We start from the raw sequence: 17,143 nt of genomic DNA, 5'->3' as shown, positions 1-17,143 counted from the left end.
GCCGCGGGACACCGGAGAAATGGACTGGGCCCGCACCGGAGTTCGGTACGGGCCCAGTCTGTGTCGGCGCAGGCGAAGGCTACTGCTGAGGCGCTTCCGGCGCCGGAGGCTGCGGCGGCTGATAAGGCGCCCCGGGCTGGAACGGCTGCCCGGGCTGAACGGGCGGCGGCGCCTGCTCTCCCTGGGGCTGACCGGGTTGGTCGGGTTGGCCCGGCTGACCGGGAGGCACCTGCCCCGGCTGCGGCTGTCCCTGTGGCATCTGGAACGGCTGCCCAGGCCCCGGCGCCCCCGGCCCCTGCGGAGGCGCGGCGTTCTGCCACCCCTGCGGAGCCCCCGGCTGCTGCGGATACGGCTGCCCACCGGGCTGGGGCTGCTGCCCGGGCTGCGGCTGCGGCTGCTGAGGAGCGTAAGGCTGCTGGGGTTGAGGCTGCGGCTGCGGCGCCTGCCCCGAATAGGGCGCCTGCCCAGGCTGACCCCCCTGCCTCGGATAGGGCTGCGGCGCCTGCCCGGGATACGGCTGCTGCCCAGGCCCGGCCCCCTGCTGCCCGGGATACCCCCCCTGCCCCGGCAACGGCGGAGCCACGACCGGCGGCGGATTACCGTCCGAGGTCCAGAGCCCCTGCTGCTGCTGAGCCCGCACGAAGTCCTCCGCAACCATCGCGGAGAGATTGAAGTAGGCCTCCCGCACCTTCGGCCGCATCATGTCGAGATCGACCTCGGCACCGGCGGCGAGATGCTCGTCGAACGGAATGACGACAACACCCCGGCACCGCGTCTCGAAGTGCGAAACGATGTCGTCAACCTTGATCATCTTCCCGGTCTCACGCACCCCGGAGATGACGGTGATCGACCGCGAGACCAGATCGGCGTACCCATGGGCCGACAGCCAGTCCAACGTCGTGGACGCACTGCTGGCACCATCCACGGACGGCGTCGAAATGATGATCAACTGATCGGCGAGGTCGAGAACCCCCCGCATGGCGCTGTAGAGCAGCCCCGTACCGGAGTCGGTCAAAATGATCGGATACTGCTTCCCGAGCACATCGATCGCGCGGCGGTAGTCCTCGTCGTTGAAGGTCGTCGAGACGGCCGGATCGACGTCATTGGCGATGATCTCGAGCCCGGACGCGGCCTGCGAGGTGAAGCGCCGGATGTCCATGTACGAGTTGAGGTACGGGATCGCCTGCACGAGGTCACGGATGGTGGCCCCGGTCTCGCGGCGCACGCGACGCCCGAGCGTACCGGCGTCGGGGTTGGCGTCGATGGCAAGGATCTTGTCCTGCCGCTCGGTGGCGAGCGTGGACCCGAGCGCGGTGGTCGTGGTCGTCTTACCGACACCACCCTTGAGGCTGATGACGGCGATGCGATAGCAGGACAGCACCGGAGTGCGGATCAGCTCCAACTTCCGCTGCCGCTCGGCCTCTTCCTTCTTCCCGCCGAGCTTGAACCGGGACCCACCGGCAGCGGGCCGACTGCTCTTGGCCTTCGGCTTGTTGTTACGGAGAAGGCGATCGGAGGAGAGCTCGACGGCCGCGGTGTAGCCGAGGGGCGCCCCGGGGTTGGTCCGCTCGCGCTGATCATGCTGCACGGGCTGCGGCCAGGCGGCCCCGGTGCGGGGGTCGATGGGCGGCTGCCCACCCGGCTGGGGCGCTTGCTGCTGCGGCGGCTGGGGCTGCGGCTGTGCCTGGGCCGGGGGCTGCGGCTGCTGCTGGTGGGGGAAGGGCACGTTGGGGTTCGGGGCCTGCGGCGACTGAGGGGCCTGCGGCTGGGGCTGCTGGGCCGGAAGCGGCTGCGGGGCCTGGGGCGGCTGGGGCTGCGGCTGCTGTGCCTGGGGCGCGGGCTGCTGCGGGAAGCCGTAACCGCCGGCCGGGGCAGGCGGGTTGCTCTGCTGGGGAGGCTGACCCTGCGGGTTGGGCTGCTGGACCGGCTGGTTCGGCTGACCCGACTGGTTGGGCTGAGGGAAGCCGTAACCGGCGGGCGGCTGGGGGACGGAGCCCTGCTGGGGGAAGCCGTAACCGCTGGCAGGGGCAGGCGGGTTGGGGGCAACGGGCTCCGCGGGGGCGGGCACGCTGGGCTGGCCCTGCTGAGGCGGCTGGTATGGCTGACCCGGCTGCTGCTGCTGCGGCGGCTGATACAGCTGCCCAGGCTGCGGGAACCCGTAACCGGTCGGCGGCGCGGGGGCTTCGGGGGCCGGGGTGACAGGAGGGACGGGCCCGGTGGGCGAGGGCCAGGCGCCGGGCCCAGGCTGCGGGGCCTGCGGCTGAACCGGGGCGGGCTGCGGAGCCTGCGTCTGTACGGGCTCGGGCTGCTGCGGCTGCACAGGGGCAGGGGCAGGTTCAGGGGCCGAACTCTGTGTCGGCACGGGCCACTGCGGCGCGGAGGTCGGAGCCGCGGGCTGGAAGGCGGGCGGCAACGGCGGAAGCCCGGCCTGCGAGGCCGGCGGGGGAGTCCAAGAGGGGGGAACGGAATCCTGCACCTCATCGGCAGGATCGGCAGGAGCAGAGTCCTGCGGTTCTACGTCCTCATCGGCGTTGGCGTTGGCGTTGGCGTTGGCGTCGGCGTCGGGCCCGGCATCGACAGAAGCGATGTCCTCAGACGAGTCGCTATCAAGGGCAAGGGAACCAAGCTCGGAGTCACGGCTGCTCTCAGGCGCAACAGCAACATCCACAAGGTCAGGATCAAGGTCATCGTCGCCATCGACAGCGGCACCAGAACCGGCATCCACACCTGAACCGACAACCGCATCGGCATCGGTATCCGTCGCCGCGTCGTTCGCGTCCTCACGGGCGGCCGCAGCCCGCTCCTCGATCTCCCGCATCTCGCGTTTCAGGGCGTGAGACGAGAAACGCATGGTGGCGCCACTCTCAAGATCGCCGTTCCCGAAGCTGTCGGGGGCTTCGGAACCGGACTCCTCAGAGACGGCAACGTCGGCTTCTGCCTCCGACGCCGCCTCCGCCTCGGCTTCCGCCTCGGCGAGAGCAGCATCGACCTCGTTCTTGGGCACCACGCCGGTCACATGCACCGAGGCGGCAGGCCCGGCAAGAGCCCCGCTCCAGTCTGAGGCCCCAGACGAAACCGGAGCTTCACCGGAGGCGTCGGAGTCCACATCGTCACTGTCGCGAACGGCAGGCTGGAACCCACCACTCACGGGAAGCTTCGGCAGGGCAGTAGGAGCAGGCGACGGATCCCCCACAGGATCCCCCACAGGAGGAGCGGGCGAAACAGGCCCGGTAGGCGGGCTCAACGGCGGAGCCACAGGCTCGGCCGGAGCCGCCGGCGGAGAAACGGGCCCCGGAGCAGCAGCAAACGGCGAGGCCGGCACACCCGACGAACCCGGAGTGGACGAGGGCGCAGACGAATCCGGTGCAGGCGGAGCAGGCGAGGCAGGCGGGGCGGGCGACGCCGAGGGCGTCTCACCCGCACTGCCCGACGCGTTCTGCGTGTACCAGGCGGGCGGGGCGTAGTCGATGGTGAACTCGCCCGTCGTCTCGGCAGCGGACTCCGCGTCGGACTGATCATCGACGGGTGAATCCCAGCCCCCGCGGATCTCGTCCCGATCGCTGTTCACAATGCCTCCTGATGTGGTCGAGCACCCTCGTGCCGTGGTGGGAGGGCGACCGTTTCTGTCGTCCGATCCGCCATGGCTCTCCCCGTGGTGGACGCGCACGACCCACTCCTGGGTTCTGGCGTCGCGTCCAGTACCAGCCTAATCACCAAAAGCACCAGCACGGCAGGGCAGCCCACCCCACGAATCCTGTCCTTTCCCTCACGCTCCCCACAGGAGCGAGCCCCGTATCCGAAACGTCGAAAGACAAATCAACCAACAGGCGCCAAATATCGCCTAATTCGTCCGGTCAACAGACGCCGACCGCCCGCTCAATCCATCCTCCGTGCCGTACCCAACAATCCGGTCTCGGCGTCCGTAGCCTGCGTCATCACGTACTGCCGGTCACGATCGGCACACCACAACGTCACCCCGTCGGCAAGCGTCGGCAACGCCTCGACATCACCGCGCGGCAGCCCCACGGATCGTCCGATCTGCATGGCCTCATCCGGCGAAACGCGTTGCACGCCGACGAGCCGGGCCTGACGGATCAATCGAGGCGCGACCGGACTCAGGTAGGGCAGCAAGGTCAGAACCGACTGCCAGGGCCCTGACACCACCCGCCCCCGCGGCGGCCGCATCCCGCAGTCGCGCACCACGAGGACCGGACTTCCCGCCGACGCACCCTGCGCGGGAACACGCCCCACTTCATGCACCGACATACCGCTCGGCCCGACACCGAGGGCCGCTACGAGCTGCGCCCAGGCCGCCGCCCGTCCGGTCTCCACGGCCACCCGCGCACCTGTCGCGGCGGCCCGCAGCGCGATGACCTGAGCCGTCCACAGCCCCCCGATGAGAAGTACGTCGTACGGAGTCGGGCGGTTGACGCCGAGAACCGAGGGCTGGCCCTGCGCGTCCACGCCGATCACGACGCCGTCGTCACCGATCGGCAAGGCCAGCGCATCCACCTGCTCGGCGGAGAGCGTATGGCGACGGTGACGCGGTCCGAGCAGGCCGAACCCACTGCGCAGTGAGGTGCGGAACCCTTCGCCCGGAGTGGAAGGCGCAGCTGGAGTGGTCGGATTCGTGACGGCCATCAGCGAGCGCCTCCGAGCGGCAGAGTGGCGAGCATGCCGGGCAGCTGTTCACGATCGAGCCGGACCAGCCCCGTACCGGCGCGCCTGGCCCCCTGCTCCAACGCGCGCCTGGCGGTGTCGAGTTCGGCATCACTGCGCCCGGTCACCCGCACGTGGCCGCACAGCGACACTTCCTGCCGCTCGCCGTGGCGCAGGGTGAGACTGAACGTCGTGGCGAGCGTCGGGACGGCGGTGAGCAGCGCGACGAGCTGCGGCAGTGACGGACCGCCCGCGCTCCCCAACTGCGGCCAGCGCCGTACCCAGTAGGTGGTGTGACGGCGGTTGTCGCAGCGCCATGCGCGTGCGGACTCCTCCGTCCTGCGCTCCGGCAGCCCGGTCCGTCCGGCCTCTGCGGTGACCAGCGGGTTTGCGCCCACCGATGTGGCGATGGCGGCAGCCAACTGTTCCTCGGACAGCGCGGTGGCCCGGAAACCGGCCCCCGTCAGCCGGCTCGCAAGCTGGTCCATGACGCGCACCACGCACTTCTGAGCCCCCACGAGCCCACCCCCGCGCGCCGCGACGGCCTCGGGGCAGAGCTCGGGATCGAGCTTCAGGGCAACCCAGGTGATCCGCACGGCGGGAGCTCCGGTCTGGGCCTGAAGGGGGGCGTAGTTGCTGACGGCCACGGACTGCTGCGGGAGATGCAGGGCGGGGGCCGGCTGGGTGTGCTGCACGATCTGCGCCGACTCGAGCCGGATGCCGTCCACCTCCAGGGCGTCGCGCACGAGCCCCACCGGCAGTGGGTGGCGCCCACGCTCGGCCCGCAACGCCGTGGTTCGCCCGTATCCCCATCGGCTTCGAGTCCCCGCACGCCGCACGCAACGAGTACGGCGCTGAGCCAGAGCCGCAGCAGCCTGTCGACGCCGAGCGCATCGCCGCCCAGGCTCGCCGCGGTCACGAACTGCTCGTCGGTCTGGTGGGTGGCTGCGCCTTGGTGTCCGTCGGTGCGGCCGCGGTGCTCGGCTTCTCCGACGATGGCTGGGGGCAGCTGCTTGCCCTCGCCACCGGCATCGCGATGCTGATGCGCGCCCAGCTCTTCCGTTACACGGCTCAGGTCGCCTCGACGCTGGCCGCGGGCCTGGCGGGACTCGTGCTGCTCGGACTCGGCCTCTGCCTCAATCCGCCGCACGCGCTGATGCGCGATGCCCTGCTCGGCGACAGTTCGGCCCTCAACGTACGAACCCTGTGGCTGATCGCGGCGATCGCGACCGCCTCCGTACTGGTCACCGCCGTAGGTCTCATCACGTCACGCCGAGGAGTCACCCCCTTCTGGGGCCGCTTCACTGAAATCGCGGAAGGCTTCGTCCTGCTGACGTTGGTCCCGCTGACCCTGGCCGTCTTCGACGTGTATGCCTCGGCGCGAGCTCTGACCAGCTGACAGCTGCGCTCTACGCGTCAGCCCGCATCCCGGCTGCCCTCGCCCACCGCCGGCTCCAGATCGAACTCCCCGTCCCGGGCTCCGAGCACGAAGGCCCGCCACTCCGCCTCGGTGTATCGGAGCACCGTCTCGGGATCGAGCGACGACCGCATGGCCACGGCGCCGTCCGGCAGGTACGCGATCTCGACCCGCTCCTCGTGTGCCTCGGCGCCCGGCGCGCTGTGCCACTCCACTCCGGAGATGTCGAGAGCGTAGAGCTCGTTCTTCTCGCGCTCTTTGCGAGCCTGGACGTCCTCTTGCTGTGCCTCGGCCATGGCGCGACGGCCCCTTCCACCTGAGCGAACCAACCGTGGGCTCAGCGTACTTGGCGGGTCGGAGGGTACGCAGCGCAATAGGCCCGTCACCCGGGGTTCCGGTCACGGGATCCTCAAGCCTGAACGGATGATGGCGAAAGCACGGAGATAAGGTGACGCGCGCATCGTGCGGAACCTGAACCAGTGGGCATTTGCGGTGAGTTCACCCGCAACTTCGCGCGAAGCGACGGCCCACTTCGCGCGAAGTGACGCCCCTTCGAACCAGAAAGGCCCTGCCACGTGAGTCCCGGCCCGCCCCATTCCGCCTTCACTCAGTCCGTCCTGAGCGCGGAGAGGGAGAACAAGAAGCGTCGCGCGAGGGCGCTGGCCGTTGTGCTGGCAGTGGTTCTCTGCGTGGGCAGCGGTGTCGTGTGGGCGGCGACTGACGGCGATCAGTCACAGCCGAAGAAGCCGACCGCCGTGCGGCAGGCACCGGACGACATCAGGGACACCGTCGAGAAGACCCCCCGGAGCCCTGAGGCCAACCTCGTCGTCGACCACAACGAAAAAGAGTTCAAGAAGAGGTTCGGGCGCGAGACCGTCCCCGCGCCCGGCGCGTGGGCGACGGAGAAGACCTTCGTCCGGGGAACCGGCAGCACGCTCAAGGGCTTCAAGTTCGGCACGTCCAAGGAGGACTGGTCCACCGAACTGACCGGCCCCATATGCGACACCACCCGCCACGTCACCGCCGACGGACGCACGGCTGTCCTGCTCCAGGAGAGGGGCGACAAGCCCAAGGGCAAGGACGAGAAGGGCAAGAAGAAGAGCAAGAAAGACGAAAAGAGCAAGAAAGGCAAAAAGGGTAAGGGGAAGGAGGCCAAGGGCAAGAGCCCCAAGGTCGAGGACCCCGACAAGTCCCTCTGCACCCAGCTGGCCTTCTTCGACCTGAACACCGGCGAGAAGCTCTGGCAGGTGAAGCTGCCCGACGCCAAGGGAGCGTTCGCGCCGCACGCCAACGTGACCATGACACGTGGCACGGTCGCCGTGGCCTGGGGCCAAGGCTCGGTCGCGTACGACATGAAGCGCGGGCGGCAACTGTGGACGAGCCCGGCCTCCGCGGAGTGCAGGGACCTCGGCTTCGCGGGCGGGCGCGACCTGCTTGCCCTCGTCCGGTGCGGGGACACCGAGGAGCCCCAGTTCAAGGTGCAGAAGGTGCGGCCCCGGACGGGGGAGCCGGAGTGGACCTACAAGGTGGCGCGGGGGGTCGAGCGCGTGTACCTGGTCTCATCCGAGCCCGCGGTGCTTGCCGTCTCGACCGCGGGTACCGCCGTGACGGACTTGATCACCCTCGATGACCGAGGCCGCTACCGGGCCACGATCGACATGCCGGAAGGCCGCTTCGTCGACAATTGCAGCAAGCCGCTCTTCGGGGCCGTCGAAACGTGTGACGCGATCGCGGTCGGGCGGGACCAGCTGTTCCTGGCGGCCTCCAAGGGGACGCCCGCTGACAACTGGATCGTCTCGTACGACCTCGGCACCGGGAAGACCGTCAAGAAGTTCGACTCGAAGCCGGACCGCCCTATGTACCCCTTGCGGGTGAGCGGCGGCAGGCTGCTCGCGTTCCGTCCGAGCGGCGACGGTGTCTCGCCGGCCGCCGTGGTGAGCCTCGACCCGCGTACGGGCAAGGAGGCCCCGTATCTGCTCTTCGGCATGCCGGACCGCATCGGGATGGAGAAGCCGGAGGAGAGCGAGATGATTGTCGAGCACGGCCGGGTCTTCTTCGCGCCCCGGGAGCTGTCGGCGGAGGACAGTGGACCCTGGAAGGGCACGGCCTTCAGCGTGCTGGGAGTCGAAGGCGCCTGAAGCGCCCGAAGCAGCGTCGGAAGACTGGACAGGAGCCCTGTCAGCTGTCCACGACCCGACTGGTACCCTGTGTAACGGCCGTATGTGTAAGCGCCCCCAGACCCCCTAGGTCAAGACCCTGACCAAGGACCTGGAGACAGCCCCAGCGGACCTCGCCTCCCGAGTTACGGAAGCCCCCCTGCGATGTAGACCAGGGGCACTCGGTGGCCACGAAAAGACTACGAGGAGTAAGCGTGTCGCTCGACGCCGCTACGAAGAAGCAGATCATGACCGAGTTCGGCCAGAAGGAGGGCGACACCGGCTCCCCCGAGGTCCAGGTCGCCATGCTCTCCCGCCGTATCTCGGACCTGACCGAGCACCTCAAGACCCACAAGCACGACCACCACTCCCGTCGTGGTCTGCTGATCCTGGTCGGTCAGCGCCGCCGTCTGCTGCAGTACCTGGCCAAGAAGGACATCAAGCGCTTCCGTGCGCTGGTGGACCGTCTGGGCATCCGTCGCGGTGCGGCGGGCGCCAAGTAAGACATCGTGAAGGGGGCGGTTCCCACGCAAGAGGGGGCCGCTCCCTTTGCTGTACGTGCGCGTTGTCACCGACGCTTTGTAGTCTGGTGACATAAGCACGTCCCCGCGGGTAGGGATCACCATGGTCCAGCATCCCGGGGGACACCCCAGTACGACCTCACGAAGGAGAGGCGCACCAGCCGCCGCCGATCTTCGGTAGTGGCCCCCGGGCGAAACCCCCGGGAGCTTCGATCGAAGACCGGCCCGCACACACGGCGCGCTTCTCCACACAGTCCCTGTCCACGAAGGACGCATGGGGCGCCGCTCCCGGGCCACACGGGCCCAGGGGCGAGAAGACGAAACGTAGACACGTAGGAGAACAGTGGAGAACGAGACCCACTACGCCGAGGCTGTTATCGACAACGGCACTTTCGGCACCCGCACCATCCGCTTCGAGACGGGCCGCCTGGCCAAGCAGGCCGCAGGCTCCGCCGTCGCGTACCTGGACGACGACACCATGGTGCTGTCGGCCACCACCGCTTCCAAGCGGCCCAAGGACCAGCTCGACTTCTTCCCCCTGACGGTGGACGTCGAGGAGCGGCAGTACGCCGCCGGCAAGATCCCCGGTTCGTTCTTCCGTCGTGAGGGCCGCCCCTCCGAGGACGCGATCCTGACCTGCCGCCTGATCGACCGCCCGCTGCGTCCTTCCTTCAAGAAGGGCCTGCGCAACGAGATCCAGATCGTCGAGACGATCATGGCGCTCAACCCCGACCACCTGTACGACGTGGTCGCGATCAACGCCGCCTCCTGCTCCACGCAGCTGGCCGGCCTGCCCTTCTCGGGCCCGATCGGCGGCACGCGCGTGGCGCTCATCAAGGGCCAGTGGGTCGCCTTCCCGACGCACACCGAGCTCGAGGACGCCGTCTTCGACATGGTCGTCGCCGGTCGCGTCCTCGATGACGGCGACGTCGCGATCATGATGGTCGAGGCCGAGGCCACCGAGAAGACCATCCAGCTCGTCAAGGACGGCGCCGAGGCGCCGACCGAAGAGGTCGTCGCCGCCGGTCTCGAGGCCGCGAAGCCCTTCATCAAGGCTCTCTGCAAGGCCCAGTCGGACCTCGCCGCCAAGGCTGCCAAGCCCACCGGCGACTTCCCGGTCTTCCTGGACTACCAGGACGACGTCCTGGAGGCCCTGACGGCCGCCGTGAAGTCGGAGCTCTCCCAGGCGCTGACCATCGCCGGCAAGCAGGAGCGCGAGTCCGAGCTGGACCGCATCAAGGAGATCGCCGCCGAGAAGCTCCTCCCGGCCTTCGAGGGCCGCGAGAAGGAGATCTCCGGTGCCTACCGCGCGCTGACGAAGAAGCTCGTCCGCGAGCGCGTCATCAAGGACAAGGTCCGCATCGACGGCCGTGGCGTCACGGACATCCGTACGCTCGCCGCCGAGGTCGAGGCCATCCCGCGCGTGCACGGCTCGGCGCTGTTCGAGCGTGGCGAGACCCAGATCCTGGGCGTCACCACCCTCAACATGCTCCGCATGGAGCAGCAGCTCGACACCCTCTCCCCGGTGACGCGCAAGCGCTACATGCACAACTACAACTTCCCGCCGTACTCGGTCGGCGAGACCGGCCGCGTGGGTTCGCCCAAGCGCCGCGAGATCGGCCACGGCGCGCTCGCCGAGCGCGCGATCGTGCCCGTGCTCCCCTCGCGCGAGGACTTCCCGTACGCGATCCGTCAGGTCTCCGAGGCCCTCGGTTCGAACGGCTCGACGTCCATGGGCTCGGTCTGCGCCTCGACGATGTCGCTGCTGAACGCCGGTGTGCCGCTGAAGGCCGCCGTCGCCGGTATCGCCATGGGTCTGATCTCGCAGGAGATCGACGGCCAGACGCACTACGTCGCCCTCACCGACATCCTCGGTGCGGAGGACGCGTTCGGTGACATGGACTTCAAGGTCGCCGGTACGAAGCAGTTCGTGACCGCGCTCCAGCTCGACACCAAGCTCGACGGCATCCCCGCCTCGGTCCTGGCCGCCGCGCTGAAGCAGGCCCGTGACGCGCGTCTGCACATCCTCGACGTGATGAACGAGGCGATCGACGTTCCGGACGAGATGTCCCCGAACGCGCCGCGCATCATCACGGTCAAGATCCCGGTGGACAAGATCGGTGAGGTCATCGGCCCGAAGGGCAAGATGATCAACCAGATCCAGGAGGACACCGGCGCCGACATCACGATCGAGGACGACGGCACCATCTACATCGGTGCCGCGCAGGGCTCGCAGGCCGAGGCCGCCCGCGCCACGATCAACGGCATCGCCAACCCGACCATGCCGGAGGTCGGCGAGCGCTACCTGGGCACCGTCGTGAAGACGACGACCTTCGGCGCGTTCATCTCTCTCATGCCGGGCAAGGACGGTCTGCTGCACATCTCGCAGATCCGTAAGCTCGCCGGCGGCAAGCGCGTGGAGAACGTCGAGGACGTCGTCGGCGTGGGCCAGAAGGTCCAGGTCGAGATCGCCGAGATCGACTCCCGCGGCAAGCTCTCCCTCATCCCCGTCATCGAGGGCGAAGAGGGCGACGACACGAAGGACGACACCGACAAGTGACGTCGCGTAGCACCACGACGACGGCCCGCACCTCCGAGGAGGTGCGGGCCGTCGCCCGTACCCAAACCCTGCTCAAGGGCAAGGACGGCATCGGCACGGTCCGCCGTACGACGCTGCCGGGCGGCCTCCGCGTCGTCACCGAGACCCTGCCCTCCGTACGCTCCGCGACCTTCGGGATCTGGGCGAACGTCGGCTCCCGCGACGAGACGCCGTCCCTGAACGGCGCCACGCACTATTTGGAGCACCTGCTCTTCAAGGGCACCAAGAAGCGCAGCGCCCTCGACATCTCGGCCGCGCTCGACGCGGTCGGCGGCGAGATGAACGCGTTCACGGCGAAGGAGTACACGTGCTACTACGCGCGCGTGCTCGACACCGACCTGCCGCTGGCCATCGACGTCGTCTGCGACATGCTGACGGGCTCCCTGATCCTCCAGGAGGACGTCGACGCCGAGCGCGGCGTCATCCTCGAAGAGATCGCGATGACCGAGGACGACCCGGGCGACTGCGTGCACGACCTGTTCGCGCACACGATGCTCGGTGACACGCCTCTCGGCCGCCCCGTCCTCGGCACCGAGGAGACGGTCAACGCCCTCACCGCGGAGCGGATCCGCCGCTTCTACAAGAAGCACTACGACCCGACCCACCTCGTGGTCGCGGCCGCGGGCAACGTCGACCACAACAAGGTCGTACGCCAGGTCCGTGCCGCCTTCGAGAAGGCCGGCGCCCTCCACCGCACCGACGCGACCCCGATGATCCCGCGCCAGGGCTCCCGCAGCCTGCGCACGGCGGGCCGCGTCGAGGTCGTCAACCGCAAGACCGAGCAGGCCCACGTCATCCTCGGCATGCCGGGCCTGGCCCGCACGGACGAGCGCCGCTGGGCCATGGGCGTCCTGAACACCGCCCTCGGCGGCGGCATGTCGTCGCGCCTCTTCCAGGAGGTCCGGGAGAAGCGCGGCCTGGCCTACAGCGTGTACTCGTACACGTCGGGCTTCGCCGACACCGGCCTCTTCGGCGTGTACGCGGGCTGCCGCCCGAGCCAGGTGCACGACGTGCTGAAGATCTGCCGCGACGAACTCGACCAGGTCGCGCAGAACGGCCTGACCGACGACGAGATCGGCCGCGCGATCGGCCAGCTCGCGGGCTCCACCGTCCTCGGCCTCGAGGACACCGGCGCGCTGATGAACCGTATCGGCAAGAGCGAGCTGTGCTGGGGCGAGCAGATGTCGGTCGACGACATGCTGGCGAAGATCGCGGCGGTCACCCCGGACGACGTCCGTGAGGTTGCCCGCGAGGTCCTCGGCCACCGCCCGTCGCTGTCGGCCATCGGCCCGCTCAAGGACAAGCAGGCCGCCCGCCTGCATGAAGCGGTCTCCTAACTCCCCTAAGGAATCAGGCACATGAGCAAGCTGCGCGTGGCGGTCATCGGAGCCAAGGGCCGGATCGGCTCCGAGGCCGTCCGAGCCGTCGAAGCCGCCGACGACCTGGAACTGGTCGCCGCACTGGGCCGGGGTGACTCGCTGGACACGCTGGTGGAGACCGGCGCCCAAGTCGTGGTCGAACTGACCAACCCCGACTCGGTGATGGGCAATCTCGACTTCTGTGTCCGGCACGGCATCCACGCCGTGGTCGGTACGACGGGCTGGACCGACGACCGCCTCGCGCAGCTGCGTGCCTCGCTGGACGCCTCGCCGAGGACGGGCGTCCTGATCGCCCCGAACTTCTCCATCGGCGCGGTCCTCACCATGAAGTTCGCGCAGATCGCGGCGCCCTACTTCGAGTCCGTCGAGGTCGTCGAGCTGCACCACCCGAACAAGGCCGACGCCCCCAGCGGCACCGCCACGCGCACCGCCCAGCTCATCGCGGAGGCGCGCCGCGAAGCGGGCAGCGTCCCGCAGCCGGACGCCACGACGACCGCGCTCGACGGCGCACGCGGCGCGGACGTCGACGGCGTGCCGGTGCACTCCGTGCGCCTGCGCGGCCTCCTGGCCCACCAGGAGGTGCTGCTGGGCGGCGAGGGCGAGACCCTGACGGTCCGGCACGACTCGCTGCACCACAGCAGCTTCATGCCGGGCATCCTGCTCGGCGTACGCCGTGTGGTGAGCACTCCGGGCCTGACGTTCGGCCTGGAACACTTCCTGGACCTGAACTGACGCGGACCGGCTGACCCTCATGCGAGCAAAGATCACTTACGCCGTCACGGCTGCCGTCCTGGTCGTCTATTTCGTCCTGGTCGGCAGCCGGGGCGTGCTTCTGATACAGCACGGCACCGCGCTCACCGTCACCTTCGGTGTCGCGGTGCTGATCCTGCCGTTCATCGGTGTCTGGTTCCTCTGGAAGAACACCCAGTTCGTCCAGCGCGCCAACCGCCTCGCCGCCGAACTGGAGGCCGAAGGCGGCCTGCCGGTCGACGAGTTGAGGCGTACGCCCGGCGGCCGCATCGACCGTGACTCGGCCGACGAGGTCTTCGCCCGTCGCAAGGCCGAGACGGAGGACGCACCGGACGACTGGCGCTGCTGGTTCCGCCTCGCCGTCGCCTATCACGACGCCCGGGACACCCCGCGCGCGCGAAAGGCGATGCAGCGCGCGATCGCGCTGCACGCGGGCAGGCCGGTGAACGTCTAGCGTTTTGAACCAGGTGATCAGGCGGTACGGCGGTACTCGTCGGCCCAGACCTCGATGGAGTCGGCCGCCCGGTTGAACGCCTCGTACCGTGCCAGGAAGTCGGCATTGCGGTCGGTGAGCAGCGGAGGCTGCCCCTCGGCCTGCTGATCCCGGCGTACGAGGACGAGTGCCTGCCCCTGCACGGTGCGCGGCAGCCCGAGCCACCGCACGGGCTGCTGGGTCGTACGCACCGCTACGACCTGCGCCCACGGCACGGTCTGCGTCGTCAGGAAGGCCACCCGACGCAGTCCGTGCGCGCTCACCCAGGTGCCCATCCGCAGCAGCCGCAGCGCGCTCACGATGACGACCACCGCGAGCCCCGCGCAGATCGCGGCACCCGCCAGTGAGTCCGCGAACGCGATGATCACGGCGGCGACGAGGACGAACGAGGCGAGCAGCAGAAGCAGCGCGGCCGCCCCCACCCGCCACGGGCCGGGCCGGTAGGGCCGACGCCAGTGGTCGCGGTCGTCGAACGGCAGCGCGGCGTCGTCCGCTGTCTCGTCAAAGGCGCGGTCCGCCGTCAGAAAGGGCAGGGGCACGACTGAATCCTCACTCGATCCACGCACGGGCTGTGCCCGGTGAGGCTACCGAGCCCTGCACCCGCCTACCACCCACGGGGGGCCATGGGGGTACCTTCCACGCCTTTCAGGGCAGTGGGTCCGGGGCGGTGAGGGAGATTCAGAGGGCTTGGACGGTCGTCATCGACCGTCCGAGGCCTCGGACTGCTGGTGGTGCGTGGGTGCCTGATCGGGTGACAGGGCGGGCATGCCGAACAGCATGGATCCCGCGAGCCCTGCGACCACGACCAGACCGACCAGGGTGCGACCCACGACCTGACTGGCCGTGGCGCGCTCCCGGGGAGGGGGAGTGACATTGCTGCGGAACTTGTCGGCTTCGGCGATGAAGGCGAACGGGACTGGCTCGCGCCGACGGAACATGGGGTGCGTTTCTCCTCACGCGACTCGAACTGAACTCTGTTACCTAGACAGACGCTCGAAACGGCCAATCGGTGCCCGGTTTCGCCAAATTCGCCGAAGAATGTCGTGGCGGGGCACCGAACGGCTGATTGTCAGTGCCTGGCCATAGAGTGGGCGCCGCCCGAGTGATGCACATGGAAGGACCCCGCCAGTGAGCGAGACCCCCACCGAAGACCTCAAGCCCAGCTTCCGCAGCGAGGTCACCGTCGAGCTGGTGAAGCACGCCGCGACCGACTCCGACGTCCTGTGGGCCGCCCGTGTCTCGACTGCCGGGGAGCAGTCCCTTGAGGAGCTCCAGAAGGACCCCGAGCGCTCCAAGGGCCTGATCAACTACCTGATGCGGGACCGGCACGGCAGCCCCTTCGAGCACAACTCGATGACGTTCTTCATCAGCGCCCCGATCTTCGTCTTCCGCGAGTTCATGCGGCACCGCGTGGGCTGGTCGTACAACGAGGAATCGGGCCGCTACAGGGAGCTCCAGCCGACGTTCTACGTCCCGGACGAGTCCCGCAAGCTGGTCCAGGAGGGCCGCCCCGGGAAGTACGTCTTCGTGGAGGGCACCCAGGCCCAGCAGGAGCTCACGGGCCGCGTCATGGAGGACTCGTACCGCCAGGCGTACGAGGCGTATCAGGAGATGCTGGCCGCCGGCGTCGCCCGCGAGGTGGCCCGCGCGGTCCTGCCGGTCGGCCTCTTCTCGTCCATGTACGCGACGTGCAACGCCCGTTCGCTGATGCACTTCCTCGGCCTGCGCACGCAGCATGAGCTCGCCAAGGTCCCGTCCTTCCCGCAGCGGGAGATCGAGATGGTCGGCGAGAAGATGGAAGAGGAGTGGGCCCGGCTGATGCCGCTCACGCACGCCGCCTTCAACAAGAACGGCCGTGTGGCTCCGTAAGGCACTGGTGTACGGGTGGGCTGAGCGAGGTGTCCGTATTGCGGCATTTCGAGAAGTTCATCTAGCCTGATCAAACGGACCCGGCACTGCTTGAACCCCCGAGCAGGCAGTGCCGGGCTCCTCACTTGTCAGGTCCGCACACATCCCCCGAGGGGGGACCACGCGCTGAGCAGCGAGTAGCGTGTTACCCATGGCTCCGACCTCCACTCCGCAGACCCCCTTCGGGAGGGTCCTCACCGCCATGGTCACGCCCTTTACGGCGGACGGCGCACTCGACCTCGACGGCGCGCAGCAGCTTGCTGCCCACCTGGTGGACGCAGGCAACGACGGCCTCGTCATCAATGGCACCACCGGCGAGTCCCCGACCACCAGCAACGCGGAGAAAGCCGAGCTCGTACGAGCCGTAGTGGAAGCAGTCGGAGACCGCGCCCACGTCGTGGCGGGCGTCGGCACGAACGACACCCGCCACAGCATCGAGCTCGCCCGCGACGCCGAGCGTGTCGGCGCCGACGGCCTCCTGACGGTCACGCCGTACTACAACAAGCCCCCGCAGGAGGGCCTGCTCCGGCACTTCAGCGCGATCGCCGACAGCACCGAGCTGCCGGTCATGCTCTACGACATCCCCGGCCGCAGTGGCGTACCGATCAACACCGAGACGATCGTCCGCCTCGCCGAGCACCCGCGGATCGTCGCCAACAAGGACGCCAAGGGCGACCTGGGCCGCGCCAGCTGGGCCATCGCCCGCTCCGGCCTCGCCTGGTACTCCGGCGACGACATGCTGAACCTCCCGCTGCTCTCCGTCGGCGCCTGCGGCTTCGTCTCCGTGGTCAGCCACGTGGTCACACCCGAGCTCCGCTCGATGATCGACGCGTACAACACGGGTGACGTACAGAAGGCCACCGAGATCCACCAGAAGCTGCTCCCGGTCTTCACAGGCATGTTCCGTACGCAGGGTGTGATCACCACCAAGGCGGCGCTCACCCTGCAGGGACGCCCCGCGGGACCGCTGCGGCTGCCCCTGGTCGAACTGTCGCCCGACGAGACGGCCCAGCTCAAGATCGATCTCGCCGCCGGCGGGGTACAGCTCTAACCACAGACTTCACAACTGAATACGCGAAACACCGCGGGACACCGACTGACACGGTCCTGCACACACACAAACAACTGCTACTGCACGAACGTCATGCGCGCCACGTGCCCTGGAGGTACGTGGCGCGTGTGGTGAGGAGAGTCTTTTGAGTCATCCGCATCCTGAACTCGGCGCCCCGCCGAAGCTCCCGAAGGGCGGCCTGCGGGTCAC

Annotated in this window: 14 protein-coding genes and 2 pseudogenes (1 of these 16 running past the window's edge); 10 read left to right on the top strand and 6 right to left on the bottom strand. The window is 68.9% G+C overall.

Annotated elements, in window-relative coordinates; all coding sequences use genetic code 11:
* Positions 1-79: 79 nt before the first annotated feature.
* The 3 genes and pseudogenes from OG302_RS12505 to eccE all read right to left on the bottom strand — a co-directional run.
* Complete coding sequence (locus OG302_RS12505; RefSeq protein WP_371526866.1) at positions 80-3,568, bottom strand: SCO5717 family growth-regulating ATPase; 3,489 nt, start codon at positions 3,566-3,568, stop codon at positions 80-82.
* Positions 3,569-3,876: 308 nt separating this feature from the next.
* On the bottom strand, positions 3,877-4,641 hold the full coding sequence (locus tag OG302_RS12500) for a hypothetical protein (protein ID WP_371526865.1): 765 nt from the start codon (positions 4,639-4,641) through the stop codon (positions 3,877-3,879).
* Positions 4,641-5,453: pseudogene (gene eccE / locus OG302_RS12495) on the bottom strand (type VII secretion protein EccE); the annotation flags it as partial. The pseudogene eccE and the gene OG302_RS12500, both read right to left, overlap by 1 nt.
* On the opposite strand from eccE, the pseudogene OG302_RS12490 reads away from it, so the two are divergent.
* Positions 5,381-6,058, top strand: a pseudogene (locus OG302_RS12490) (type VII secretion integral membrane protein EccD); the annotation flags it as partial. The pseudogenes eccE and OG302_RS12490 sit on opposite strands and share 73 nt — an antisense overlap.
* 17 nt (positions 6,059-6,075) lie before the next feature.
* Here OG302_RS12490 and OG302_RS12485 read toward each other — a convergent pair.
* Entirely contained in the window at positions 6,076-6,372 is a 297-nt protein-coding gene (locus OG302_RS12485) for a DUF397 domain-containing protein (RefSeq protein WP_371526864.1), read from the bottom strand.
* A gap of 459 nt (positions 6,373-6,831) precedes the next feature.
* Between OG302_RS12485 and OG302_RS12480 the strand changes: the two genes are divergently transcribed.
* The 6 genes from OG302_RS12480 (at position 6,832) to OG302_RS12455 (ending at position 13,935) form a co-directional block, all read left to right on the top strand.
* Complete coding sequence (locus tag OG302_RS12480) at positions 6,832-8,214, top strand: PQQ-binding-like beta-propeller repeat protein (protein ID WP_371526863.1); 1,383 nt, start codon at positions 6,832-6,834, stop codon at positions 8,212-8,214.
* A 233-nt stretch (positions 8,215-8,447) separates the two neighbouring features.
* Positions 8,448-8,735 carry a 30S ribosomal protein S15 gene (rpsO, locus tag OG302_RS12475; RefSeq protein WP_160507553.1) on the top strand — a complete coding sequence of 96 codons (288 nt, stop codon included), beginning with the start codon at positions 8,448-8,450 and terminating at the stop codon, positions 8,733-8,735.
* A gap of 361 nt (positions 8,736-9,096) precedes the next feature.
* On the top strand, positions 9,097-11,313 hold the full coding sequence (locus tag OG302_RS12470; protein WP_371526862.1) for a polyribonucleotide nucleotidyltransferase: 2,217 nt from the start codon (positions 9,097-9,099) through the stop codon (positions 11,311-11,313).
* Entirely contained in the window at positions 11,310-12,689 is a 1,380-nt protein-coding gene (locus tag OG302_RS12465; RefSeq protein ID WP_371526861.1) for a M16 family metallopeptidase, read from the top strand. Before OG302_RS12470 ends, OG302_RS12465 begins: the two co-directional genes overlap by 4 nt.
* A 21-nt stretch (positions 12,690-12,710) precedes the next feature.
* Positions 12,711-13,463 carry a 4-hydroxy-tetrahydrodipicolinate reductase gene (gene dapB, locus OG302_RS12460; RefSeq protein ID WP_371526860.1) on the top strand — a complete coding sequence of 251 codons (753 nt, stop codon included), beginning with the start codon at positions 12,711-12,713 and terminating at the stop codon, positions 13,461-13,463.
* A gap of 19 nt (positions 13,464-13,482) precedes the next feature.
* A complete protein-coding gene (locus tag OG302_RS12455) occupies positions 13,483-13,935 on the top strand; it encodes a hypothetical protein (protein WP_371526859.1) in 453 nt (150 codons plus the stop codon).
* Between the two features lie 17 nt (positions 13,936-13,952).
* On the opposite strand, the gene OG302_RS12450 is transcribed toward OG302_RS12455, so the two are convergent.
* The gene (locus OG302_RS12450) at positions 13,953-14,513 is read right to left on the bottom strand and encodes a PH domain-containing protein (protein ID WP_371526858.1); all 561 of its coding nucleotides are present in this window, start codon (positions 14,511-14,513) and stop codon (positions 13,953-13,955) included.
* Between the two features lie 159 nt (positions 14,514-14,672).
* Positions 14,673-14,912 carry a hypothetical protein gene (locus tag OG302_RS12445; protein ID WP_361837805.1) on the bottom strand — a complete coding sequence of 80 codons (240 nt, stop codon included), beginning with the start codon at positions 14,910-14,912 and terminating at the stop codon, positions 14,673-14,675.
* A gap of 190 nt (positions 14,913-15,102) precedes the next feature.
* Here OG302_RS12445 and thyX point away from each other — a divergent pair, with 190 nt between their 5' ends.
* From thyX to OG302_RS12430, 3 genes are all read left to right on the top strand, one after another.
* Positions 15,103-15,843, top strand: a complete 741-nt coding sequence (thyX, locus tag OG302_RS12440) for an FAD-dependent thymidylate synthase (protein ID WP_361837802.1) — start codon at positions 15,103-15,105, stop codon at positions 15,841-15,843.
* A 190-nt stretch (positions 15,844-16,033) separates the two neighbouring features.
* A complete protein-coding gene (dapA, locus tag OG302_RS12435) occupies positions 16,034-16,933 on the top strand; it encodes a 4-hydroxy-tetrahydrodipicolinate synthase (RefSeq protein ID WP_371526857.1) in 900 nt (299 codons plus the stop codon).
* Between the two features lie 145 nt (positions 16,934-17,078).
* Positions 17,079-17,143 carry the 5' portion of a ribonuclease J gene (locus tag OG302_RS12430; RefSeq protein WP_361837798.1) on the top strand. Its footprint extends 1,621 nt past the window's final position, so only the first 65 of its 1,686 coding nucleotides appear in the window; its start codon is at positions 17,079-17,081; the stop codon falls past the right edge of the window.

The sequence above is a fragment of the Streptomyces sp. NBC_01283 genome, assembly GCF_041435335.1.
Lineage (GTDB): Bacteria > Actinomycetota > Actinomycetes > Streptomycetales > Streptomycetaceae > Streptomyces.
The sequence above is the reverse complement of the archived record's forward strand: the minus strand, read 5'-3'. Positions and strand labels throughout refer to the sequence as shown.

Bases quoted from the DNA above. Each gene is read 5' to 3' on its own strand.
- dapA (WP_371526857.1), top strand. From the start codon at position 16,034: ATGGCTCCGACCTCCACTCCGCAGACCCCCTTCGGGAGGGTCCTCACC.
- OG302_RS12500 (WP_371526865.1), bottom strand. From the start codon at position 4,641: ATGGCCGTCACGAATCCGACCACTCCAGCTGCGCCTTCCACTCCGGGC.
- OG302_RS12455 (WP_371526859.1), top strand. From the start codon at position 13,483: ATGCGAGCAAAGATCACTTACGCCGTCACGGCTGCCGTCCTGGTCGTC.
- dapB (WP_371526860.1), top strand. From the start codon at position 12,711: ATGAGCAAGCTGCGCGTGGCGGTCATCGGAGCCAAGGGCCGGATCGGC.
- OG302_RS12445 (WP_361837805.1), bottom strand. From the start codon at position 14,912: ATGTTCCGTCGGCGCGAGCCAGTCCCGTTCGCCTTCATCGCCGAAGCC.
- OG302_RS12485 (WP_371526864.1), bottom strand. From the start codon at position 6,372: ATGGCCGAGGCACAGCAAGAGGACGTCCAGGCTCGCAAAGAGCGCGAG.